This is a genomic window from Allokutzneria albata, assembly GCF_900103775.1.
Classification (GTDB): Bacteria; Actinomycetota; Actinomycetes; order Mycobacteriales; family Pseudonocardiaceae; genus Allokutzneria; species Allokutzneria albata.
This window is the reverse complement of record NZ_LT629701.1, coordinates 7816571-7839400: the sequence shown is the minus strand read 5'-3', so window position 1 is coordinate 7839400 and position 22830 is coordinate 7816571. Positions and strand designations below refer to the sequence as shown.

General features: G+C 65.8%; 22 protein-coding genes. 9 read left to right on the top strand and 13 right to left on the bottom strand.

Annotation, left to right across the window (positions count from 1 at the left end; translation table 11 throughout):
- Positions 1-7: 7 nt before the first annotated feature.
- The 6 genes from BLT28_RS35910 to BLT28_RS35885 form a co-directional block, all read right to left on the bottom strand.
- Positions 8-1627, bottom strand: a complete 1620-nt coding sequence (locus BLT28_RS35910) for a replication initiator (RefSeq protein ID WP_156050756.1) — start codon at positions 1625-1627, stop codon at positions 8-10.
- A gap of 56 nt (positions 1628-1683) precedes the next feature.
- On the bottom strand, positions 1684-3066 hold the full coding sequence (locus BLT28_RS35905) for an FtsK/SpoIIIE domain-containing protein (protein WP_322788473.1): 1383 nt from the start codon (positions 3064-3066) through the stop codon (positions 1684-1686).
- Positions 3067-3689: 623 nt separating this feature from the next.
- Positions 3690-3980 (bottom strand): hypothetical protein, encoded by a 291-nt coding sequence (locus tag BLT28_RS35900; RefSeq protein WP_030428743.1) that lies wholly within the window; start codon positions 3978-3980, stop codon positions 3690-3692.
- The gene (locus BLT28_RS35895) at positions 3980-4201 is read right to left on the bottom strand and encodes a hypothetical protein (protein ID WP_030428744.1); all 222 of its coding nucleotides are present in this window, start codon (positions 4199-4201) and stop codon (positions 3980-3982) included. Before BLT28_RS35895 ends, BLT28_RS35900 begins: the two co-directional genes overlap by 1 nt.
- Positions 4202-4203: 2 nt before the next feature.
- Positions 4204-4659 (bottom strand): hypothetical protein, encoded by a 456-nt coding sequence (locus BLT28_RS35890; RefSeq protein WP_030428745.1) that lies wholly within the window; start codon positions 4657-4659, stop codon positions 4204-4206.
- A 74-nt stretch (positions 4660-4733) separates the two neighbouring features.
- Complete coding sequence (locus BLT28_RS35885; RefSeq protein ID WP_030428746.1) at positions 4734-4964, bottom strand: hypothetical protein; 231 nt, start codon at positions 4962-4964, stop codon at positions 4734-4736.
- A 221-nt stretch (positions 4965-5185) separates the two neighbouring features.
- Between BLT28_RS35885 and BLT28_RS35880 the strand changes: the two genes are divergently transcribed.
- The 5 genes from BLT28_RS35880 (at position 5186) to BLT28_RS40650 (ending at position 10073) form a co-directional block, all read left to right on the top strand.
- Positions 5186-5962 carry a GntR family transcriptional regulator gene (locus tag BLT28_RS35880; protein ID WP_081900180.1) on the top strand — a complete coding sequence of 259 codons (777 nt, stop codon included), beginning with the start codon at positions 5186-5188 and terminating at the stop codon, positions 5960-5962.
- A 22-nt stretch (positions 5963-5984) separates the two neighbouring features.
- The gene (locus tag BLT28_RS35875; RefSeq protein WP_030428748.1) at positions 5985-6626 is read left to right on the top strand and encodes a 2'-5' RNA ligase family protein; all 642 of its coding nucleotides are present in this window, start codon (positions 5985-5987) and stop codon (positions 6624-6626) included.
- A 284-nt stretch (positions 6627-6910) separates the two neighbouring features.
- On the top strand, positions 6911-7396 hold the full coding sequence (locus BLT28_RS35870) for a DUF4365 domain-containing protein (RefSeq protein ID WP_081900196.1): 486 nt from the start codon (positions 6911-6913) through the stop codon (positions 7394-7396).
- Entirely contained in the window at positions 7393-8592 is a 1200-nt protein-coding gene (locus BLT28_RS40655; protein ID WP_156050733.1) for a hypothetical protein, read from the top strand. The genes BLT28_RS35870 and BLT28_RS40655 overlap by 4 nt, the downstream gene beginning before the upstream one ends.
- 467 nt (positions 8593-9059) lie before the next feature.
- Entirely contained in the window at positions 9060-10073 is a 1014-nt protein-coding gene (locus BLT28_RS40650) for a hypothetical protein (protein ID WP_156050735.1), read from the top strand.
- A gap of 280 nt (positions 10074-10353) precedes the next feature.
- Here the strand turns inward: BLT28_RS40650 and BLT28_RS35855 are convergent, their stop codons facing one another.
- The 4 genes from BLT28_RS35855 to BLT28_RS42715 all read right to left on the bottom strand — a co-directional run bounded on the left by BLT28_RS35855 (position 10354) and on the right by BLT28_RS42715 (position 13747).
- Positions 10354-10683 (bottom strand): hypothetical protein, encoded by a 330-nt coding sequence (locus BLT28_RS35855; RefSeq protein WP_030428751.1) that lies wholly within the window; start codon positions 10681-10683, stop codon positions 10354-10356.
- Between the two features lie 106 nt (positions 10684-10789).
- Positions 10790-13171, bottom strand: a complete 2382-nt coding sequence (locus tag BLT28_RS35850) for a penicillin acylase family protein (protein WP_156050737.1) — start codon at positions 13169-13171, stop codon at positions 10790-10792.
- Positions 13172-13177: 6 nt separating this feature from the next.
- Positions 13178-13348: a hypothetical protein gene (locus BLT28_RS42720; protein ID WP_322788474.1), complete on the bottom strand. Its 171-nt coding sequence runs from the start codon at positions 13346-13348 to the stop codon at positions 13178-13180.
- 48 nt (positions 13349-13396) lie between these two features.
- The gene (locus BLT28_RS42715) at positions 13397-13747 is read right to left on the bottom strand and encodes an ArsR/SmtB family transcription factor (RefSeq protein ID WP_322788475.1); all 351 of its coding nucleotides are present in this window, start codon (positions 13745-13747) and stop codon (positions 13397-13399) included.
- Between the two features lie 433 nt (positions 13748-14180).
- On the opposite strand from BLT28_RS42715, the gene BLT28_RS35840 reads away from it, so the two are divergent.
- The 4 genes from BLT28_RS35840 (at position 14181) to BLT28_RS35825 (ending at position 18299) form a co-directional block, all read left to right on the top strand.
- Positions 14181-14675: a YfbM family protein gene (locus BLT28_RS35840; RefSeq protein ID WP_030428753.1), complete on the top strand. Its 495-nt coding sequence runs from the start codon at positions 14181-14183 to the stop codon at positions 14673-14675.
- A gap of 200 nt (positions 14676-14875) precedes the next feature.
- Positions 14876-16816 carry a PEP/pyruvate-binding domain-containing protein gene (locus BLT28_RS35835; RefSeq protein ID WP_231950535.1) on the top strand — a complete coding sequence of 647 codons (1941 nt, stop codon included), beginning with the start codon at positions 14876-14878 and terminating at the stop codon, positions 16814-16816.
- An 8-nt stretch (positions 16817-16824) separates the two neighbouring features.
- Positions 16825-18048, top strand: a complete 1224-nt coding sequence (locus BLT28_RS35830) for an MFS transporter (protein WP_231950534.1) — start codon at positions 16825-16827, stop codon at positions 18046-18048.
- On the top strand, positions 18045-18299 hold the full coding sequence (locus BLT28_RS35825) for a hypothetical protein (RefSeq protein WP_052407123.1): 255 nt from the start codon (positions 18045-18047) through the stop codon (positions 18297-18299). The genes BLT28_RS35830 and BLT28_RS35825 overlap by 4 nt, the downstream gene beginning before the upstream one ends.
- Before the next feature lie 27 nt (positions 18300-18326).
- Here the strand turns inward: BLT28_RS35825 and BLT28_RS35820 are convergent, their stop codons facing one another.
- Genes BLT28_RS35820 through BLT28_RS35810 form a run of 3 tightly spaced genes read right to left on the bottom strand, consistent with a single transcriptional unit; the run spans position 18327 to position 22753 of the window.
- Positions 18327-21344, bottom strand: a complete 3018-nt coding sequence (locus tag BLT28_RS35820; RefSeq protein WP_030428757.1) for a bifunctional [glutamine synthetase] adenylyltransferase/[glutamine synthetase]-adenylyl-L-tyrosine phosphorylase — start codon at positions 21342-21344, stop codon at positions 18327-18329.
- A gap of 22 nt (positions 21345-21366) precedes the next feature.
- Entirely contained in the window at positions 21367-21591 is a 225-nt protein-coding gene (locus BLT28_RS35815; protein WP_030428758.1) for a hypothetical protein, read from the bottom strand.
- Positions 21592-21610: 19 nt separating this feature from the next.
- The gene (locus BLT28_RS35810) at positions 21611-22753 is read right to left on the bottom strand and encodes an inorganic phosphate transporter (protein ID WP_030428759.1); all 1143 of its coding nucleotides are present in this window, start codon (positions 22751-22753) and stop codon (positions 21611-21613) included.
- Positions 22754-22830 lie beyond the last annotated feature (77 nt).

Here is a 22830-nt window from a genome sequence, read left to right as displayed (position 1 = left end):
CCCTCCTCTAGGCCGCCAATGCCGGACTTGCCGAATGTCCGGGTGGGGGTGAGTCGCCGTTTGCCGCCAGGAGCGCGGTCTTGTACTGCGCCTGCCATCGGAGCCGTTCAGCGACAGCGTGCAGAAGCAGGTGCGCCCGGGGCGGAACGTCCGGGTCTCCAGGGGCGACCTTTTCCCACACGACGTTTCCGCCCTTGGATCGGTCGGTGTCCGGTGTGACGCCGAGGTCCAGCAGTAGTTGCCGAACAAACTGCTGTCGGTCGTGTCGGTGATCGGCGAGGCTCTTGCCGGACCACTTGCGGGACACCAGAACCCGCCGACCGGGCAGGCCGAGGGTGGCACGTCGGTGAGCTTTTCCCTTGCACTGCCCCGGTTTCAGGTTCATCCGGGCACCAGCGGGTTGGATGCCGTAGAGCAACCACACCGCGCACCGGGGCGAGCACGGGGTGATCTTCAGTTCCTCGTGCAGCCGGTCAGCATGCCGCCGCTGCCGCTCGCTGGACTCCTCATGGCATTCGGTGATCGTCTTCGTGAGGTACTTCGTCAGGTAGCCGATGTGCCGCCCGGCTTCCTCAGTGCCGCCGAGGATGCCCTTGGAGTGCACCTGCGCCCCGAAGGTCACCACATGCGCCGGTTCTTCGACGTCCGGGCCGGGTAGCGCTTCCTCCCATGTCGGCAACGGCGCACGGGTCACCGGGTCAACGAAGCCCTTCGCCGTGGCGCACCACACCGGCACGACGGCCCCGCCATAGACGAGTTCGTCATGCTTGGGCCACCACACCTGGTGGTAGGTGCCCGCCGTGACCAACCTGACGAGCTCGTGCGGGATCGAGCCCCGGATAGCGGCATGCCAGTGCGGCGCCAAACGGCGCTGGGGTTCGACGGTGGAGAAGTACTGCGCGTCGAACCCGACCGCCCGCCGCAGGTTCTGAATCCACCGATCCACCAGTGCGGCAAAGTGCACAGCATCCCGAGCCGCCCGCCGATAGTCGTAGGAGTCCGGATCCACCGGGGTCCCGTCCGACAACACCCGCCCGTAGGAGTCCAGGGTGAGGGTGAGGAACATCGACGGCCGGAACTTCCCGCCGTAGGTCGCGCCCACGGTGCGCTTGTCCACCCGCCGCCGAGGCAGGTCCGGCGCGTCCTGCTTGCGCCGGGTGGACCGCTTGACCGTCTTGCGGGTTGGTGCGTCCAGCGCGGGGAGCTTCCCGCGGATTCCACTGGCGCGGAGTTCGGCGTCCAGGGCGTGAACGGTGTCGCGCAGTTCGTCCATGCCTTCGGTGTCGCCTTCAGCCCGAGCGTCTTGATACTCGGCCCACAGGCGTGCCCGGACCTCGATCAGCGCTTCCTGATCGCTGGTGGGCGGATTGGGGGTGAAGTCGGGTTCGGCGTCCAGGTGCCAGCCCTCGCGGCACTGGGCCATCCGCAGCCGACGCGCCTTCTCCGCACACGGCCCGCACACCGACGCCACCGTGGACCCACACGCCACGGGCACGACATCCACGCGCCCGGTGTCATAGTCCAGCCGCCGTTGCGCCAACGGCCGCACGCACACCCCGTTGGTCTCGGCCAGCGACCGCACCACATCCAAGGCCATCGGCTGACGCATCCGATCGGCCCGCGTCATGTACCCGTCATCGGGTTCCATCGCGGTCTGTCCATTCTGGACAGTTGTGGTTTCGGTCATGCCGCACCGCCTTCGATCCGGCGGACACGGTCGGGAAAGTCCAGAACCTCAGCCTGAACGGCCTCACGGCCCGTGACGTAGGAGACCAGCCGGTCAAGGTCAGCGTCGGTGACGTGAAACGCGCGCGCCCGAACGGGTTCCTTGCGGCCATCGACCTTCACCCACACCACACCGGGGGTGTTCTCGCTGATCTCATGCGCGGTCGCGCCGCGTTGCCGAACGCCCTCCCCAAGAACCATGTCGACCTGGGCAGGCTCGTCCAGGCGGAGGGCGAGCTTGGTGCCGAACAGGTGCCGGAAGGACACGACTTCCTTACGCGGGTCCTGCACCAGGCCCAGCACCGCGAAACCCGGCGCACGCCCTTGAGAGGCAATGGTTTGCACCGCCCGAGCAGCGCGTTCCCGCAGGTTCTTGTCCGACTGGTAGGCGATCACGTCCGCCAGCTCATCGACGACCAGCAGCGTGAACGGATCACCACTCTTCGGTGACCAGGACCGCAGCCAGCCCCGATACTTCCCTGCCCGTTCCTTGACCTGTTCGGCGAGTTGTTCCAACAGCTCAACGGCTTCCCCACCGTTGCTGTACACAACACGGTCGAACAACTCCGGGGCTTGCCCGAGTTCCATCCCACCCTTGGGGTCGATCCCGACCAGCCGCACGAGGCCGGACTTGATCGCAGGAGCCAGCGCCCAGATCAGCGACCACATCACCGAGCCCTTGCCCGCACCGGTCGACCCGACAACCAACACGTGGTTGCCCTGCAATCGCAGGGTCAACGACCGTCCCGTCTCAGCGACACCGATCACGAGTCGCTTCAGATCCACAGTGGCCTCAACCGGCGGCAGCTCCGGAACACCGACCGGACGGACCAGCGGGTCACGGTGCACTAGGTCCAGCTCCAGACGTCCCGGTTTGCGGACTCGCACCCGGCACGATGAAGCGCCGAAGGCGTGCGCCAGACCGGAGGCCCGCAGCTCCCACTGCTCCGGAGCCTGGCCCTTGACCATCCGAACCCGCACCCGGTCCCGCCACCCATCGGAACGGACACGCCCGAGCTTCGGCCGGAACTCCGCGCCCCGAACTGACTTCGTCAGGTCCGATAACCGCATCACCGTGCGCCACTGCCACGCGTAGACGACCACGCGTCGCCATTCGGTGCGGATCTCGCACCAGCAGAACCGCGTGAACGACGAGGAGTCCCGCCACGCCCATACGCCCAGGCCGCCGACCACCACGGCGGAAATTCCCAGTAGCCACCATGGGCCGAGCTGGACGTAGCCGGACCACCCCAACAGGCCCACGACGACGGCCACCGGATAGCGCACAGCGACCCGAGCCGCCCGGATCATCAACCATGCCGCCGACCACACCAGCGCCACCGGGGCAAGAATCACCTTGGCCCACAACGGAAGTAGCGTCCACCACGGCAGGCGAGGCCGGGTGATCTCTAACGCCGCAGGCTCAGCCAGAGGCTTACGCGAGCGCGCCATCAGTGCTCACCCCCGCCGACGCCGTCAAGGCAGGCGACACAGCGGAATACCTGCGATCCGCCGACCACGTGACCGACAGGCCGGAACGCCCGCCGACCACGGCCGCAGGATTGAGCGCAGCTCAAGCACTCCAGCCCATCCGCCTGCTCTTCGGTCAGCCGCATCCGCACAACGGGAGCCCCATCCAGCCGTACCGGGTAGCACCTCCCACGGTGGTGCCGCTGACCTTTCTGGGGGACCCCGTCTAGCGGTTCGATCTTGCTTCGTCGTACAGTCATCGTGTTCGCTCCCACTGGGGTGGACGACACGAGAGCGGCACGGTTTCTCAGGCCAGGTAGCCGCTCTCGTGTTCTTGATTCCCTTGCACCGCAACAAGACATGCGGCATCGCCACGGCACCCGAAGGCCCGCGTTAGTCCTTTTTGGACAGTCTCTACCGACTGTCCAAGGTGGAATTCATGAAGGCGGGATGGGTGCCGGGGCGCTTCACCGCCACCCATCCCACGCCGTGGATCAGCCCGGTCCTCTCCTCTCGGGCACGATCAACCCCTGTGGCGGCACCGCCAATCCCTGGTGAGCCTTCGCTTGCGCGTAGCGCTCCGCCTGGTCAGCGAACTGGGCCGCTACCTGCCGCAGCTCCCGCGCGAACATCACCAGTTCCACCGGCGACTGGGGCGCATCCCCCACCCCGAACGTCACCGCCGTCCGGGCATCGGTGACCGACAGCAGCGGACGACCTTCCGACAACAGCATCAACGCGGCCTTGCTGAACTCATCAGCGACCAGCGAGACATGCACCGCCATCAGCGAACACCGTCCAACCGGGCCATGCGGCACCACACCACGCCCATCACTCGGTAAAACCGATCGAAGTCGGCCCGGTTCATCACCAACCGCACCCGCTGCACCGCACCGCCGAACACGACGACCACCGTGTCGTCGTCTGACGGGTCCAGCCGGACCTTGATGTCTCCAAAGGCCGACAGCGTCAGATCGAGACCCGCCTCATCTCGTCCCGCCCGCACGGCTACGCCGCCTTGCCCTGCTCCGGCGACTTCGACTCAACGGCCTTGCCCGCCGACGCCTTGCCCGCCCCACTACCGGCAGCCTTGAACCCGGTCGCCCGGAACAACCAGCCCTGGTACTTGAACTCGCCGCTACCGGAAACACGCGGCTCGACGGTCAAGCCGTCCAGCTCGACCGGCCTCATCCCCGGCAACACCTCACCCGTCACCGGCACCGGCTGCACGTCCGCCAGAAACGTGACTTGGAACGACGCCCGCTTGGCCTTCGTCTCGTCCGGGTCGGTCACCGTGCCCACCCACTGACGCTTCCCCGTCACCACGTCCACCTTCTGACGCGCGGGCTTGTTCGGGTTCTCCTGATACTCGTTATCCGGCGCCAACTCCCCCACCAGCACCAAGCCCTTGGGGAACGCCACATCAAACGGCACCTCGAACCGGTGCCCCTTCGGAATCGCCATGTCAACCAACCTCACCAATCAGACTTGTTCTGCGTTTGGCTTTCCTGACGCGGAAAACCCCATGAGCGACTTCCTCACTCCGCCATCGACGTTTGCGTCTTGGCCTGCTCGATCAGGTCGCCCAGACGATCAAGCTCGGACGTCATTACCCGGAGCGAGACGCGGGCAGAGCCACCGCCGAAGACCAAAGTGGCTGCGCTCTTTTCTGGCCACAGACCCGTGTCCCCGAGCGCCATGGGCGTGCCCCGCTCGATCAGGACATGGACGTTCGTGGCCATCGCCCGCGCCCGGCGCGTCCTGGTCATCCGGCCACCGCCGGGTTGCCTGCACTTGCCACCGCTCCACCCCTTCCTCAAGGTCCTCAACTCCTCATGAGGACTTACTGACCGGCTCCAAGGTAAGCACGACCACACCTGTCGTCAAGTCCTCATGAGGACTAGAGTTCAAAAAAGGGTCCCTCCGGGCGCGTCGGACGGGAGGGACTGCGGAAGGATCGATCTTCAGCAGGAGAGGGAGGGAGCGGACGATGGCCGACTCACGGGCACCGAAGTACCACCGCATGGCTGACGCGCTCCGTCGTGAAATCCGGGATGGCGAACTTCCTCCGGGTCACCGGCTACCAGCGGAAACAGCGCTGTCCGAGCGGTTCCGGATCTCCCTGCCCACTGTGCGCCAGGCGTTGTCCGTGCTGCGTGCCGAAGGACTGATCGAGTCTCGGCACGGCGTCGGCACCTTCGTGAAGGAACAGCGCCGGTTGCAGCGACGCTCCCGTGGTCGCTACGGCAGCGCACGGGGACACGGCAAGCTACTCACGCACCACCTGCGGCACGACATCGTGTTCGCCGGACGCGGCGAAGCCCCGGCACACATCGCCGAGATCATGGGCTTGAAGCCCGGGGCGGAAGTCGTGATCCGCCGGAGGAACCTGTTCGACAAGGAGACCGGCCAACCCGAAGAGATCGGTGCGAGCTACCTCCCCGTCGAGGTGGCCGGTGGTACCTACCTTGAAGAACCCAAGGTCGTGCCCAAGGCACTGTTCCTCTGTGTCGAGGAGTTGACCGGACGTCACTACACGCGCGCTCGTGATCAGTGGATCGCGCGGATGCCCACGGCCGACGAGGCCGCAACCTTGGAGCTCCCGAACGGCGCCGCCGTGCTGCACGTCGTACACACCGCGCGCGACGAGAACGGCAATGTCCTGGAGATCAGCGAGTCCGTATGGCCCGCCGACCGCGTGGTCGTGATCGACGATTACGACATCGAGCAAGCCGCGGACGAGCCTTCGGCCCCTAGCGAGGTCTGACCAGCAGGCGCACCATTGGCACATGAGCGAGCCCGAGCACCAGAACGCGACTCAGCTCCGAAACCACTGGTGGTGGCGTCCCGGCTGGCGTGTTGGCCGCCGCTTCTACACATGGCACCTGACCTTCGAGGGCCAGGCCGAGCTACACCGTCTGGTGTCCGAGTATCAGGCCGCCTTGCGCGGATTCCCCTGCTTGGACCTCATTCCGCAGCAATGGCTGCACCTGACGATGCAAGGTGTCGGCTTCACCGACGAAGTCTCAGACGCTGACGTTCAGCGCATCGCCGAGGCAGCTCAAAAGCGCCTGGCGAACATGGAACCCGTGACGCTCACGTTCCACCGCCCCGTGGTGTTCGAAGAGGCCATCGTCTTGCCGCCGACTCCGGCCGAGGCAGTGCACCAAATCCGCGCCACCATCCGAGAAGCCATCGCCGACGTCTGGGGACCGGATCACGTACCCGAGTCCAACCGCACGTTCCGCGCCCATGTCAGCGCCGCCTACGTCAACGCGGATGGCCCTGCCACGGCCATCACTGACGCTCTTTCCAAGCTCGACACTGAGCCCGCGTCCGCCGAAGTCTCCGCAGCTTCGCTGATCACACTTGGACGCGATGAACACGTGTACACGTGGCGAGCCTTCGCGACTGCGCCACTCACAGGCTGACCAGGTGAAGAAGTACGCCCCTGACCCCAGACCTCATAGCATTGCTAATAAGCCCGGCAAGCTGCTAAAAATCTAACAATTTGATCAGGCGAAGCCTGTAACACCCCCATGGGTTCTGCGATACTCCGAACACTAGCTTGTCGAAGCAAGCTCCACTGCGCCAAGCAGGTGAACTATTAGGGGTTTGCCGGACGAAGGTATATGAGGGGGTTCGGAGTGTGAGCGTCTTAGATGGAGGTCAGAGGATCGGGCTACTCCGTGGCGACTTGGCCGACACCGCTTGCATGGAGATCCTCCAGATTGGCTACCTGCACGCCGTAGCGGCAGCAGCAAAATGCAGCATTGGAACACCAGTTCCAGACAAGAAGCTTGACTGGGTAGCAACCCACCAATCTTCCGCCCATACCGCAGGCGATGATGAAGTCACTTTAAAGATTGCACTGAAGGCCACCGCTACAGTCCCAGCCAACCCTGCCAGTGACTTCTTTTCTTTTACGCTCAAGAATGAGCATTTGGAGTATTTGAGTTACCTCAATCCGACGGTAAATAGGATTCTAGTCGTCATGCTTCTGCCGCCGAAGATTGAAGACTGGATACGCGCCGGTTGCGACTACCTTGAACTTAGACATTGCTGCTATTGGGTCAACTTGTCGGGTCACAAAATTACCGGCAGAGAGCGAACGACAGTTCGAGTACCAACAAATCAGGTATTTGACGACCGAGCGTTGTGCGCTATCATGGAGCGAATCGGCTCGGGAGGCAGGCCGTGACCCATGCCAGCGGTTTAGAGAATTTGCATAGCAGAATCAGCCCAGCTGTGCTGAGTGCTGCGCTAAGCAAGTACGGCTGGCAACTAGTCGGCGGAAAGGAAGGTCTGTACAGCAGGTGGGCCTACGGGGAGAATCGTTCGACACGAATCCTCATTCCTCTGGATGAGACTAAACCAGACTTCGACGAGCTTCTAACAGATGCTGTTTCATCATTGGCCGCACTGAGAACGGAACCGGCTCAGCGCGTCCTGCGAGTGATAAGCGGCGTTCCCGGCGACGAGCTAAAGTTTCGAAAAGATTCAGAGACCCCTCCGGGGACCATACGGTGGGATCTAGGTCAAGAATTAATCCAAGCTGCCAATGACACGTTAGTCGCTTCAGCCAAGGCCGCTAGCGACAGGCGTCCATCGTTCAGAAATTCGAACTGGTTTATCGCACGAGACTTTCTTCAGTCTGTCCTAATGGGACAGACTGAAGTCGGTAGCTATGTTGTCACAGCATACACTCCCCCTGAACAACACTTCTTCGAACGCGAGAGCCAGAAGAATTCCGCACGCCACTCATTGGACGGTGCTCACACCGGTCGTGAAGTTGTTGAAGTTATGACCGGAGCACTGCAAGTTACACGAGAAGCAATTGACATCTACCAGCGCACCAAGAGGATTGAAGAGTTCGACGACACGGTCCAACACGGTGTCTCCCGGGAACTTGCAGTCGCAGTACAAAAGCTTGTCAAGCAATCAGATGGTGCTTCCGTCTCTGTAGAGTGGAGCACTAGGTTCGATGACGATTTTCTGCTTTCATCCGAAACGGCGCGTACCGGTGTTACAGAGGTCGATTTTAATCCGCCCGATTACGCGGTTCTTGAGCGCGCAGCAATCAGGCTTGGCGCAGCAAGTGAAAGCTCCACTGTCACCGTAGTTGGCACTGTCGAAGTGCTCACACGGAGAGTGGGAACCGTTGGAGTTGTGGCATTAAACATAATGCGTGGATCTTCTGCAAAGAAGCTGCGCGTGCGGCTACCTACAGATGCCTATGAAGTCGCACTTGAAGCTCACAGACGTATGGATGCAATCAAAGTAACGGGACGTCAAGAGCGCAGCGGTAACTACTATTGGCTCTACGATGCAACCGACGTCACAATTGTTGAGCTATACAAGGATAAGAACCCCGAACAGGGGAAGCTGTTCGAATAGCACCCCAGCATCGACTCAAGCTATCAACAATGACAGCAGTTAATACGTCATCGTTCAGCGCTCCGTTAGATCCAAGAAACTGTCAAACGAGTTCTACTGCCGAATTTGGCTCTATGGGATCAAGGGCGCGCCGCCAGCGGCGGCGCGCTGTGCCCGTCGCCTTGCAGCCGAGCCGCATCCATCCCCGGCAAGGGCAGCCTCCCGCTCCGCTACGGCCGCCTGCCGGGCGGCGCGGCCCGGCGAGCATGGCGGCGGGCACCACCGCCGACGGCGCGCACAACCCAAGAAGCTTCCGGCGATCCGAATTCGTGACGATCGCGCGAGTGGCTGAGTTGGTCGAGCTGGGCACGGCGATCGACTGCCGCGCCCATGGACAGCTCGACGCCTTGTCGGCATCGACCAGCCCACAGGCTTGCCATCGCTCAGGCTTTGCTGCTTTGAGCGCAGCGCCATGACATGCTGTACCTATGGCCGAGGTCACATTCTTGGGGCAAGCAGAGCCGGTCGACGAGTACGGCCGAGCCCTCTATGCCGTTAGTCGCTCAGTCCTTCGTGCACTACTCGATCAGCTCGGTCACGACGACCTCGTCGATCTCAACTGCGACAGGCACGAGGTCACCCTTCGCCAACTTGCCAAGGTCGCGCGATTGCACCGCGACAAAGGTATGCGCGGAGACGGGTTTGAATGGGCAGTACACGAGGCGATCATCGGCGGAGAGTGGCGCGTAACTGAACGCATCCACGATGTTCTCCGCCGCGTAAGCCCACAGTCCTTTAAGACGATGGACACCCCAACATCCTTGATGTTCGGCCACGAGCGATCGCGATACCTAGGCTTCACCGATGCCGTCGTGGATAATGCAAACGGTGACGCAGTTCTACTACCGGACGGGCAAGGCCACCCATTCAGGTTTGGCGCGTGGGTTCCGATCGCCGCTGAAGGAGTCGTGGCCGAGCCTCGCTTGCGCGACCGCATCAAGAAAGTATGGAAGACCGATATCTTCCTGAGCGACCAGAATAAGCAACGGTTTGCCGCAGCTACCATCAAGAGCAACTGGCACCAGCTCGAGGACGGCAAGGGCCTTCGCATAGGCATCGTTCCCGAAGCCCTCGACCTCCACGCACACGTACGCCGATTCAGCACGCTGCACCTGGCCGTGCTTCCGGATCCGGATGGCTTCATGGGGCTTTTCAACGACGGGTACGAGGCTGTCGCAGGCGCAATCCTTACTGTCGGGCGCCATGATAAGGCACCCTACTATCTCAAGCCGACCGCGAAAGCACAGCGAATACAGAAGCAACTAGAAAAGTATCCTACCGTGCCGGTAGTTGAAATTGAGCATGCCCTCAACGAGGCAGCGCAGCAAGGTCTTATTAAAGTGCAGCACAAACTACTTTCAGTAGAAGCGCCGAATTGGCTGCACATCAATGAAACGCGCACACCAATTATTGCCCCCAAGCCGAAGTTCGAGAAACTTTAGCCCTTCTACAACGCAGAGGCGCAAGAAGAGGGTGCCAGGAAACCACTACGATCGACCTCCTCAAGATCAGGCCGTTCCCAGGCCGTCAGACGTGGATCAGCGTCGGTCAATGATGATGAACGTCGAGAACAAACCAGCAGGTCAGACAAAGGTCAACAGCGCGAACCGCAGGTAGCCGCCGACGGCTGACAGTCCTACGACGTGTGATGCGCTAGCTCATGCACAGGCCGAGGGCCGGGTGACCACTCCAGTCACCCGGCCCTCGGCCTTTTCGGCTATGTCATTGAATGACGAGTTGCTTCACGCCGACCTCGAAGTTGACCCAGCGGTTGCACTCGACCTTCTTGTTGTTCTTCAGGATCGCGTAGCCCTTGCCGCCGTCGCGCAGCGGCCCGCACGCGTAGGCACTGATCGGCGGGTTGTAGTTTCTCTTCTCCTTCTTGGAGAAGCAGGCGACCGGCTCGTCCCACGCTCGGGTCTGGACGAACAAGCCCTTGGTCTTGCCCTGGCGGGCGCACTCCTCGACGGGAGTCCGCGCGGCGGCAGCGGCCGCTCCAGGGACGATCAACAGGCCGGCGACGGTCGCGGTGATCAGCGCGCGAAGACGCATGGAATGCACTCCTTCTCACTCGGCGCGCCCGACCCTAGTGACTCGGAATGGTTGGGAGCCAAGCATTCGGAGGGCAACGAACCTGAACGAACTTCGTCCGCTCCGCTCAGCGTTGGCGCACCTGGACAACGCGCAGCTTCGGCGAAGCCAGGATGTCCTCCTCGCAGAACCGTTCAGTCACCCACTGCTTGCGCGAGCACAGCTTCGTCTGGTCGTTGTAGTGCGCCGAAGCGGGGTTGGCGGACTGCGAATACGCCACCAGAGTCGCACTGTCCGGACATGAGCTGTTGTTGAACGACAGCGCGTGCAGGTACGTCGCACCGTGTTGCATCTCGGCGTAGCCCTTGGTCGGGTCCCAAGCGCCGGACACCGCATTGAACACGCCCATGTTGCTCGCCCCGCCACCGATCGGAATGCGTTCGCCGTTGCGCACCACGTAGTTGTAGTCGCCCCACGGGGCATTGACGGGGATGTTCGCGGCACGCAGCTCGGCGACGGCATCGGTGAACGCCTTCGCGACGCCGGGCTGGTCAGTGTTCAAGGTGTTCGGCGTGGCAACAGGATTGGCGGGATTGAACGGCACCTTCCACAGCGCCGGACCGGGCACCGAGGCGCACGACTTCGCCCAGAAACGGTCGAAAAGCAGCGCCCCTCCGCTCTCCACGTTGCTCTCCTTGTCCCAAGTGGACAGTGTGTCGCACGCTTCCTTCACGTCCGAGGACATCGTGCGGCACAGGCGCACGAGGTCGTCGACTGCCAGCTCAGCAAGCATGTTGCGGTTGGACAACATCAAGTCCTGCAACGATTCCCTGGTGAACTTGCCCTTCGCCAGCTGCTCCTCGATGGCGGTCAGGCCCATGCGAGTGCGAGGATTCCGTGGCGTCTCCGCGGTGCCGAGAATGCGGGAGAAGCCGGTGATCGGCTGCCGCGGATTGGTCAACCAGTAGCTGTCGTTGGAGTTCTCCACGTAGTCACCACGGCTCAGCGTCGGAAGGCTGGCGGGACCGGACGTGCCGGGCTGCACGGCGTCGCGGTCCTGCCCCCAGCCGCAGGTCGAACGCGAACCGTCCAGCACGGCGATGCCGCGTTCGGGATACGTGCGCTTGCCCAGCGAGGTGTTGCACTCAGCGGCTCGCGCATCGGTCACGTTCGGCACGACGTGCAGCTGGTGATAGGTCGCCGCGCCGCGGAAATCTGTGACGAAGATGTTCATCCACGACAGCCCCTGGGTTTCCTTCAACCCTCGCATCGCCTCGTCGGTGGTGCGAGCCTGCATCAGCTTCAGGGTCGAATTCCCCATCCGCATGTTCTGCGCATTGGCGTCAGCGAAAGCGGTCTCCGCGGTCCACGGAAGCTTCTGGTCACCGAGCTGCTGCACGATCGGGCCGTAGCGCGTCGACCACTGCGTCCGGGTCACGTTTTCCGTTCCACCGCCGGGCTTCGCGACGGTGACCGTGACGTCTCGCCGCGTCATCTCCTCCGGCCGGCCATCCGCCAAGTACTGCGTCGGCGAGCCAGGAACGAGCGTCAGCTCGAAGAGGGTGAAGGTTCTGGTCGTGTCGGCGGCCGTGCCGCTCCACGCCATGGTTTCCGTGTGGCCCAGCCACAACAGGGGCAACCCGACAACACCCGCACCACTGGCGTTCAGCCTTCCGGGAATGGTCAGGTGCGATTGCCACAACCGGATGTCCGGAGCGTGCCAAGGCAGGTGGGGATTCGCGAGCGAGATGCCCTTGCCGTTCGCGGTCGCCTTGCCACCAAAGGAAATCGCGTTGCTGCCCAGGTCACCGTCATTGGCCGCGGTGACCCCGGGCGCCGCCGCGGAAACGATGCCGCCTGCCGCCGCACCCTGCCCGAAGGCCATGCCCGCCGCGTACATGTGCCGGTAGATGTCGATCTCGGTCATCGGCCGCAGCCACGCCGCGCCCTTGCACCCCGGGTCGGTGATCCGGTTCTCGCGCAGGAACCGGTTCACTCCCGCCGCGTAACCTGAGACGACGTCGCGAACCTCCTGCGCGGGGCCCAGCTTTCCCCGTTGCGCCACAAGGCGTTCGACGACGCCGGAATCGTTGATCCCCTGGAAGTACAGGTCACTGACGAGGTTCTTCTGCCCGGACGCGAGGATGCCCTGGAGCGGAGCGTCGCCTCCGAGGTACTTCGAACGCGTCGCCGAAGTCGTGAGCATGGTCTGCGCCAGCGAACACATGTTGTCGGTCGCGGCCGCGTAGCCCTGACCGAACCCGAGGTCGCGATAGGAGTTCGCGACGATGTGCGGAATGCCGAACTCGGTGTAGCGGATGGTGGCCGAGAGGCCGTGGCCCTGCTGCTCGCCGCGAGCAGGCCGAGCGCGACCGAGACCGTCACGAGTTTGCGTCTGGCTAACACGGATGTTCTCCTTCTCGGGGAGTTGCGTACTCGGTAAGGCACGCCCATCGGGCGCGTGGTGCGTTTCGTCCGTCCGTGCCGCCGAGTGGCCGCTCGGCGGCACGGATCCTCAGTTCCCGTCAGGATCGGGAAAAGCGATGAAGCGCACGAGGATTCGCCGCGCATCCGGTGGCATGTCCTCCTGCGGCCGCCAGTAGCGCTTCAAAAGCGCCCGGTACTCGTCGAAGAACTGCGTGAATTCATCTCGCGTCAGCCCCAACGTGCCGCGCGTCGCCGCCACGGTGTCCGCCCACTCGGAGTCCCCGAAGCGCTCTTCCTGATAGCGGTGTCACGCCTCGATGTCCTCCGTGATCTGCACGTTCCGAAGCTCGAAGAGCTGCTTCACCGCTTCAGAACTCAGCTCTCGCAGCGGCGGTGTGCGCAGGTCCCGCGGACGCGCGCGCCACCACCGCTCCTTCCCCCTGCCCAGCGCCGGGTCCTCCTCGACGAAACCGTGCCGCGCCAGCTCCCGAAGGTGGTAGCTGGTCACGCCGGTGTTCTTGCCCAGCGCCCCGGCGAGCGTCGTCGCCGACGCCGGACCGCGCCGGAGCTCAGCCAGGATGCCCCGCCGGAGCGGGTGTGCGAGCGCCTTCAACATGGCCGGATCGGCCATCTCCTCGGGCTGCGGTGGGGACGTCACGACGCGAGGCTGGCGTGCACAAGAATGTGTGCACAGATTTTTGTGCACACTTCCGGGTTGCCTCTGAGGCCGGTCGGCCCAGTTCCCAGGGCCGCTGTGAACGAGAAACTCTATCGTTCGCACAGTGCACAAGCTGCTCAGCGGCCTCACCGGCTCCGATCCCGCCCCGCGGACCGACTTCAAGGCGCTGCGAACCGACTGTCATGAGGCGGCGCGACGCACGGGCGGCCGAGTCGTCGAGGTCCGGGTCGCCACGCCCTCACAAACTGCGCCCGCCGTTCCGAGTCCTTTCCAACGCGGAGCCGGACCGGCCACTGTCTACTGTGGACCTCAGCGCGCTCACGGAGGCGGACGCGGTGAACTCCGCGACTGGAAAGCGGAGACCGTCGGCGAGGTCGTCTTCAACCACTGGGACTAGCCTTCGGCCGTGAGCATGAACGGCAACTACCTCCGGGTCTCCCAGGAAGAACTGGAGCGCGCGATCGACGACCCGAGCGGGTTCCGCGACGACGCCCAGGACCTCATCGACGAGCAGGAGGAGGCCGACCTCCCGCCCGAGCAGGCGCGCTACCTCAGCACGCACCAGGCGTGGCACGCCATCGCCTTCCTCCTCGGCCGCGCCGACTTCCACGTGGACGTGGTGCACGGCGAGGGCGAGATCGCCGAGGACGAGGACTGGGGCTACGGCCCGCCCCGCTACCTCAGCGCCGAGCGCGTCGAGGCGGCGGCGGAGGCACTGGCGGCGATCGACTTCGCCGAGCTGGCCGACGGCGTCGACCCGAGCGAGCTGACCGAGGCCGACGTCCACCCGCTGACCTGGGACGAGGAGGACGCGCTGGAGTGGGTCGGCCATTGGTTCGCGCCGCTGCCCGCCTTCTTTTCGGCAGCGGCCGAAAAGGGCGACGCCATCATCCTCTGGATCGACTGAGCAGCGGTTATAACGCCGTGATCTGTTGCGTCACGTTCCTGGTCTACACATCGGATGGACCAGTGTAACGAGTCTCTCCATGCCTGCGGCTTGCTCGGACTCGTCTTCCGCGTACCTTTTACGTGTCGCGCGGGAAAACAATGCGAAAAGAGGGCGAGTTGTACACCGGTGCCGTTGAGACGGACGTCACGAAACATTCGATGGTCGGCGAACGACTGACCTTGGCGGCCTTCGACCAGCTTTCCGGAACGCTCTCCGGCTACCGCTTCGTCAAGCTCGTCGTGGACCGTGAGCAGGGCACGATCCACTTCATCAACAACGCTGAGCAGCGCTTTCACGCGGAGTACATCGCGACCCACATTCTCGGCATCTCCACCGAGGAGATGTACGCGAAGATCGACTCCTTTAATCAGATTTTTTATCACGAGCCGGACCGGCGCTTCTGTCTCGGCCTGCTGTCACTGCACGACCGGGACGGCGACCGGTTCCTCGCACTGGAGACGGTCGAGGTCGACACGATGCCGGCCGAAATGATCAAGTACTTCTACGGGTTCGTCCGGGACAACGTCGACGCCGCGCTTCCGGTGGTGTTCAAGCCCGCGTCGCACCTCCAGGAGCGCCACCTGCTCGACATTCCCGCCGGCGAGGTTCCGCGCATCCAGGCGCACGAGCTTTTCGCGAGCACCCGCTACGTGCCGCTGAACGCGGGCACCACCCAGGGACGACTCCGCGCCTTCCGCACGCAGGCCGAGTACCGCGCCGCGGCGGAGTCGCTGGAGTGGTTCGACATCATCGCGATGGACCGGGTGCCCGACGACATCCCCCGGCTGGCCGGGGTGATCAACAGCGAGCCGACGACGCCGCTGTCGCACACGAACGTGCTCGCCTCCGGCTGGGGCATCCCCAACGCCGTGCAGCTCGGCGCGATCGAGCTGATCGACGAGCGCGGCCTCGACGGCGAGTGGGTGGAGTACGGCGTCGACGCGAGTGCCACCGAGATCGTGCTCAAGCGCGCCGAGAAGCCTGCCGACATGCCCGAGCCGGCCTGGCGCAGCGCCCGGATCACCTTGGAGGAGCCGGAAACCGACGCGACCCCGATCGTCTCGCTCGACCAGCTGCGGATGCGGGACGCGCACCGCTACGGCACGAAGGCGGCCAACCTCGGCGAGCTGGGCCACGTGCTGGCCTACGGCTCCGAGCGGCTGCTCGGGTTCCACCGCGTCCCGCGCCCGCCGCGGGCGAACCTGCTGATGTACGCGGCGAAGCAGCTCGGTGTCGCGGAGAGCGCGGACCTCGACCAGGCGGCGTGGCGGATGCTGGCCGAGCGCGTGAGCATCCCGAGGGGCATCGCCGTGCCGTTCTCGGTGCAGCGCCGGTTCCTGGAGTCCTCGCCGCGGATCCAGCAGGCGATCGGCAAGCTCAAGATGGCCCTGGAGCTGGGCGCCCGCGAGATCGACCCGCTGTGCATCGAGCTGCAGCGGTTGGTGAAGTCGACCAGGATGCCCGAGGACCTGCGGCAGGAGATCGACCGCGCGATCTTCGCCAACCTCGGTGGCGTGCACCGCTTCGTCATCCGCAGCTCCTCCAACGCCGAGGACCTCGCCGGGTTCTCCGCGGCGGGCATCTACGAGTCGGTCAACCAGGTCGCCACCGCCGACGAGGTCTTCACCAGCATCAAGCGCGTGTGGGCGTCGCTGTTCTCCTCGCGCAGCGTCCGGTTGCGGCAGCAGGCGGGCATATCCCAGGACGACTCCTACATGGGCGTGATCGTCCAGGAGGAAGTCCAAGCCCCGATGGGCGGCGTGCTCGTCACGTGCAACCCCATGAGCCGCGCGGACTTCCGCAACGTCTACCTCAACGTGTCCCGGCAGTCGGTGGCCGACGTGGTCTCCGGTGACTCGGCGCCGCTGCAGTACCTCTACAACACCGTCGAGGGCGGCGGCCGCACGGTCTCGCTCGGCGACGCGGCCGAGGACCTGGACGAGCAGAGCCGGAACCTGTTGCAGCACCTGGCGCTCGCGGGCCGGTTCCTGCAGTCGCACTTCTCCCCCGACTACACGTTCGCGACCCCGATGGACATCGAATGGGTCGCCGACTCGCAGCGCGTGCACATCGTGCAGCTGCGCCCGTACTCGAACTGAGGCCGGCCGTGCTCAAGTCCAGACCGGTCATCCGGCTCATGATCGGGTTCCAGCTGTTCTTCGGACTGCTGCTGTGGACCCCCGTCTTCTTCGAGTACCAGCGGCAGCTGGGCATCTCCGTCACCGACATCCTGGCCATCCAGAGCATCTACTACGTGGCGTTCTGCCTGTTGGAGATCCCGACCGGGATGATCGCCGACCGGATCGGCTACCGCCGATGCATGCTCGCGGGCGGCGCGGTGCTGGTGGTGTCCAACGTGATGCCGGTGTCGGTGCCCTCGTACTGGGGCTTCCTGGTCCACTTCCTGCTGATCGCGCTCGCCCGCTCGCTCGTCTCCGGTGCTTCCAGCGCCTACCTGTACGAGTACATGACGGCCAACGGCGAACGCGAGCAGTACAAGCAGGCCGAGGGCAGCGCCCGCTCCTACAGCCTGGTCGGCAAGGTCGTCGGGTGGCCGCTGGTCGGCCTGGCCATGCAGCTGGAGATGACGCTGCCGTACTGGCTCACCGCGGTCAGCGCGGTGCTCGCGGTGGTCATGGCGTACCGCCTGCCGCCGCTGCCCGACAGCGTCCGCAAGCCGGCCGCGCCCGTGCACACCGCCGTGCGCGAGTCGCTGGGCCTGCTGCGCCGCACTCCGATGCTGCTGCTGTTCATGGCGCAGGGCGTCGCGGTCTTCACGCTCGGCCGCATCTGCCAGGTGAACCTCTTCCAGCCGATCCTCACCGCCGACAGCGTCCCGCTGGTCGCGCACGGCATGGTGATGTCCGCGATGAGCGTGTTCGAGGCGTTGGGATCGGCGCGCCCGGGGATCATCCGGCGCTACCTGACCGACTCCCGGGCGGTGTTCGTGCTGACCATCGTCATGGCGGGCACCCTGGCGTTGACCGTGCCGGGCAACGGGGTGGCCACCGTGGCCGCGCTCTGCGTGTTCGCGCTGACCATGGGCCTGTCGTTCCCCATCCAGCGCCAGCTGATCAACGACGCCATCCCGCCGACGCCCTACCGCGCCACGCTGCTGTCCATCGAGTCGATCATCGACCGCGGGGTCTGCGCCCTGGTCGCGCTGGCCCTGGGCAGCTACCTCGCCGAGGGCGCCCTCGGCGAGTTCCTGCTGCTGTCCGCGGGCGCGTCGGTCGCGCTGATGGCGGTCCTGCTCGCGGTGCTGCCGCTGGTCCGGCGGCGGGTCATGCGCGGTGGGAAGGACGCTGAACAGGTACTGTCCGCCCCGTGACCGAGGTCTACGAAGAACCCACCAGGATCGTCACCCACTACTTCGACAACCTTGCCGACGCCGTGGAGGCGTTGGAGGCCACCGAGCGGCTGAGCCTCGGGGTGCGGCTGCACAACCGCACCACGCCGGAGACCGACTCCGACGGCACCGAGGTCCTCGCCGAGGAATGGGTGGTCGAGGTCTACGACGCCCCGCCGATCGAGAGCGAGGACGACTCGGAGGAGGATGAGGAGTCCTCCGACGACGAATGAGCAGAGGGGCCGGAAACGGCCCCTTTTTCACGCGTAGAACAACCGCTCCACGGCGGCCCGGGCCCGCCGCGTCGTGCGCCGGTAGGTGTCGACGAACTCGCCGGGGTCCATCGAGGCCGGATACCCCAGCGCGCGCACGGTCGCGGCCAGCTCCCGCCCCTGCGAGGGCACCTGGTCGGTCGGCTTGCCGCGGACCAGGGTCACGGCGTTGCGCGCGCGGGTCGCGAGTTTCCACGCGGCGTCAAGCACTTCGACGTCCTCCGGCCCGATCAGCCCTGCCGCTCCCGCCGCCGCCAAACCGTCCACAGTGGACGTCGTGCGCAGCTCGGGGACGCGGTGCGCGTGCTGGAGCTGGAGCAGCTGCAACGTCCACTCCACATCGGCCAGCCCGCCGCGACCGAGCTTGGCGTTCATCTTCGGGTCGCCGCCCTTGGGCATCCGCTCCGACTCGACCCTGGCCTTGATCCGCCGGATCTTCACCACCTCGGCGTGGTCCAGCCCCCCGTCGGGGTAGCGGATCGGGTCGATCATCTCGCGGAACCGCTCGCCCAGCTCGGCATCACCTGCCACGTACCGCGCGCGCAGCAGCGCCTGGAACTCCCAGGTCTCGCCCCACTGCGCGTAGTAGGAGCGGTAGGACTCCAAAGTCCTTGCCAGCGGCCCGCTCCGCCCCTCCGGGCGGAGGTCGGCGTCCACGTGCAGCGCCGGGTCCTGGCTCGGCGCGCTCAACAGCTTGCGCACCTGCTCGGCGACGGCCGACGCGTACTTGACCGCGGCGCTGTCGTCGAAGCCCGCCAACGGTTCGCACACGAAGAGCACGTCCGCGTCCGACCCGTAGCCGAGTTCGTCGCCGCCGAGCCGGCCCATCCCGATCACGGCGAGCTTCGCCGCGCGCGCCCCCCGCTCTGCGCACACAGCCCGCTCCGCCGCGTCGACCGCTGAGCCCAGCACCGCGGACCACACACTGCTCAACGCGTGGCACACGGCCGGAAGTTCAATCAGGCCAAGCAAATCCGCGCACGCGACACGCAACAGTTCATGCCGCCGCAGCGACCGGGCCGCGATCACCGCCTGAGCCGGGTCCGCATGCCTGGCGACCGCACTGCGCAAGGACTGCGCGACCTCCGCCGGATCGCGTTCGGCCAGTTCCTTGGTGTCGGCGAGCAACCGAAGCACCTCGGGCGCTCGCACCAGCAGATCCGGGATGACCTTCGCCGTTCCGAGCAGCGTCGCCAGGCGCTGCGCGACCGCGCCCTCGTCACGCAGCAACCTGAGGTACCACGGTGTGTCGGCCAATGCCTCCGACACGCGCCTGTACGCGAGCAGCCCACCGTCCGGGTCTGGCGTACTGGCGAGGAGATCCAGCAAGACCGGCAGCAGCGCACCCTGGATCGCCGCGCGCCGCGACATGCCCTCGGTGAGCGCCTGGATGTGCCGCAGCGCCCCCTCCGGCGAGGTGTAACCGAGCGCCGCGAGCCGCTGACCGGCCGCCTTCGGAGTCAGCCGCAGCTCCTCCGTGGGCACCCGCGCCACGGCTTCGAGCAGCGGCCGGTAGAACAGCTTCTCGTGCAGCCGCCGAACCCTGTTGGCGTGCCTGCGGAACTCCGCGACCAGCACCTCGCCGCTGCTGCGCCTGCCATCCGCCCGGATACCACAAGCCCTTGCCAGCCAACGCAAAGAAGCACGGTCGTCGTCGGCGGGGAACAGGTGCGTCCTGCGCAACCGCTGAAGTTGCAAGCGGTGCTCCAGCAGGCGCAGGAACCGGTACGACTCGCTCAGCTCGGCCACATCGGCTCGGCCCACGTACCCGCCGGCCCCCAACGCGGCCAATGCGTCCACAGTGGACTGCTCGCGCAGGTTCTCGTCCGTGCGACCGTGCACCATCTGCAGCAGCTGCACGGCGAACTCGACATCCCGCAGCCCGCCGCGGCCGAGCTTCAGCTCGCGCTCGCCGAGCCCGACCGGGACGTGCTCCTCGACCCGCCGCCGCATGGCCTGCACGTCGGCGACGAAGTCGTCGCGGTCGCCGGCCGTCCACACCATCGGGCGGACCGCGTCCACGTGCCGCTGCCCGAGTTCAAGATCACCGGCGACCGGCCGCGCCTTCAGCAGCGCCTGGAACTCCCAGGTCCTCGCCCACCGCTTGTAGTACGCGAGGTGGCCCTCCAACGTCCTGACGAGCGCCCCGGCCTTGCCTTCCGGCCGCAGCGCCGCGTCGACCTCGAAGCACGCGGCACCCGCGATCCGCATCATCGCACTGGCCAGCCGCGTCGCCTGTCCCAACTCCGAGTCAGGTTCGGCAACAAAAACAACATCGACATCGCTGACGTAGTTGAGCTCCCGCGCGCCGCACTTCCCCATCGCGATCACGGCGAGTCCGCATCGCAGCGGCCCGACCTCAGCCGCACCGACCGCGAGAGCGCCCTGCAACGCCGCCACCGCGAGGTCCGACAGGCAGGCGGTGACGGCCTCATACTCGGGTACTGGAAGCGAGGCTTCGACCACGTGCGCCAGATCCGCCGCGGCGATGCGCAGCAGCCAGGCGCGGTAGCGGGACTTCAGGACCCGAATCGCCTCAGCGCTCGGCAACGCGGCCGTGGTTCCGTCCCGCGTTCCGGGCTCCCCGACCTCCGGATCAGCACCGACCGCGGTCAGCAAGTCGGCGATCAGGTCGTCCTGCCCCGGAAGCTCTGTGGGCATCCGCCCGTCCAGCTCGCGCCACAGGTTCGGGTTGGCCGCGAGGAAGTCGGTCAGGGCCGTCGAGGACCCGAGCACGCCGAGCACCCGGCCCCGCACGCCGACCTCGGTCGTGATCGCCCGCTCCAGCTCGGCCCAGTCGTCGCCGAGCGCGTCCCGCAACCGGTCGAGCCCGCGCAACGCCAGGTCCGGGTCAGGGCTCCGCGACAACGCCCCGATCAGGTCGGCGGCGTGCTCAGCGGGCCCGCCCGCCTGCCACCAGCCGAACGCTCGGAGCTGCTCCTCGGCTCGTTCCTCAGTCAGGCCGAACCGCGCCGGCGACGTCGCCGCGTGTGCTCGATTGCTCATCAAGCACAACCGTAGACCGGTGTCAGCCCATCACGATGACGTACAGGCCGTAGAGCACGACCGCGACGCAGCCCGCGAACGCGAAGGCCGCCGCGGTGGTGCCCCCGGCTCCGGAGGTGCCCTTCGCCTTGGCCTCACCCCGGCTGACCACGCCGCGGATGCCCGCGACGAAGAGGACGACGAGCACGAGCACCGCGGCCAGGCTGGCCACGAAGACCTCGCCCAGCCCAGCCCAGTTGATGTTCACGCTTCGCTCCCTGTCCCGCTCATGCGGCCGCGCGAGCGGCGTGCGGACCGGTCTCGCCCGCGATCTCGTCGACGACGTGCTCGGGGTGGATCGGCTTGCGGCGCGCGGCCAGGTACAGGCCGATGGAGACACCGATCCCGGCCAGCGCCACGATGATCACACCGACGGTGCCGAAGGAGGCGATCTCCCCGGCCAGCGCGCCGACCACACCGGCAGCGGGCAGCGTGAGCAGCCAGCCGGCCGCCATCCGGCCCGCGACGCCCCAGCGGATCTTGGCGCCCTTGCGGCCGAGGCCCGAGCCCATCACCCCGCCCGAGGCCACGTGCGTGGTCGACAGCGCGAACCCGACGTGCGAGGACGCCAGGATCACCGTGGCCGCGCTGGTCTGGGCGGCGAAGCCCTGCGGCGACTCGATCGTGGTCAGCCCCTTGCCCAGGGTCTGGGTGATCCGGCCGCCACCGAGGTAGGTGCCCAGCGCGATGGCGACACCGGCGCTGACGATCACCCACACCGGCGGGCCGGAGCCCGCTGGCAGCGACCCGGAGGTGATCAGCGTCAGCGTGATGATGCCCATCGTCTTCTGCGCGTCGTTGGTGCCGTGCGCCAGCGAGACCAGCGAGGCCGAGATGACCTGACCGATCTTGAACCCGTTGCCGACGATCTCCGGGGAGGAGGTGTTCCTGGTCAGCCGGTAGGTCAGGAACGTGGCCAGCCCGGCGATGATGCCCGCGACCAGCGGCGCGGCCACGGCGGGCACCAGGACCTTCTCGGCGACCTTGGTGAAGTGCACCGCGTCCATGCCCGAGGCCACCCAGGTCGCCCCGATCAGCCCGCCGAACAGCGCGTGCGAGGAACTCGACGGCAGCCCGAAGTACCAGGTCACCAGGTTCCACATGATCGCGCCTATCAGCCCGCCGAAGATGATCGCCGGATCGATCAGCGCCTCGTCGACGATCCCGCCGGAGATGGTCTTGGCCACCTCGACCGAGAGGAAGGCCCCGACCAGGTTCAGCACGGCCGACAACGCGACCGCGGTCCGCGGGCGCAGGGCGCCGGTCGCGATGGAGGTGGCCATCGCGTTGGCGGTGTCGTGGAAGCCGTTGGTGAAGTCGAAGGCTAACGCCGTGAGGACGACAACGATTACAAGGAGAGAGGCATCCACACTGATCCTCCGGCAGTGCTGACATCGTCGGACAAGACGCTACCGGGCCGGGGTGAGCGCGCTTGCGCCCACTGGGG

What these genes read in the sequence shown, in the direction of transcription:
- BLT28_RS35910 (WP_156050756.1), bottom strand. Translation starts at nt 1,627, where the DNA reads ATGACGCGGGCCGATCGGATGCGTCAGCCGATGGCCTTGGATGTGGTG.
- BLT28_RS35900 (WP_030428743.1), bottom strand. Translation starts at nt 3,980, where the DNA reads ATGGCGGTGCATGTCTCGCTGGTCGCTGATGAGTTCAGCAAGGCCGCG.
- BLT28_RS35890 (WP_030428745.1), bottom strand. Translation starts at nt 4,659, where the DNA reads ATGGCGATTCCGAAGGGGCACCGGTTCGAGGTGCCGTTTGATGTGGCG.
- BLT28_RS35885 (WP_030428746.1), bottom strand. Translation starts at nt 4,964, where the DNA reads ATGACCAGGACGCGCCGGGCGCGGGCGATGGCCACGAACGTCCATGTC.
- BLT28_RS35880 (WP_081900180.1), top strand. Translation starts at nt 5,186, where the DNA reads ATGGCCGACTCACGGGCACCGAAGTACCACCGCATGGCTGACGCGCTC.
- BLT28_RS35875 (WP_030428748.1), top strand. Translation starts at nt 5,985, where the DNA reads ATGAGCGAGCCCGAGCACCAGAACGCGACTCAGCTCCGAAACCACTGG.
- BLT28_RS35870 (WP_081900196.1), top strand. Translation starts at nt 6,911, where the DNA reads ATGGAGATCCTCCAGATTGGCTACCTGCACGCCGTAGCGGCAGCAGCA.
- BLT28_RS40650 (WP_156050735.1), top strand. Translation starts at nt 9,060, where the DNA reads ATGGCCGAGGTCACATTCTTGGGGCAAGCAGAGCCGGTCGACGAGTAC.
- BLT28_RS35855 (WP_030428751.1), bottom strand. Translation starts at nt 10,683, where the DNA reads ATGCGTCTTCGCGCGCTGATCACCGCGACCGTCGCCGGCCTGTTGATC.
- BLT28_RS35840 (WP_030428753.1), top strand. Translation starts at nt 14,181, where the DNA reads ATGAACGGCAACTACCTCCGGGTCTCCCAGGAAGAACTGGAGCGCGCG.
- BLT28_RS35835 (WP_231950535.1), top strand. Translation starts at nt 14,876, where the DNA reads ATGGTCGGCGAACGACTGACCTTGGCGGCCTTCGACCAGCTTTCCGGA.
- BLT28_RS35820 (WP_030428757.1), bottom strand. Translation starts at nt 21,344, where the DNA reads ATGAGCAATCGAGCACACGCGGCGACGTCGCCGGCGCGGTTCGGCCTG.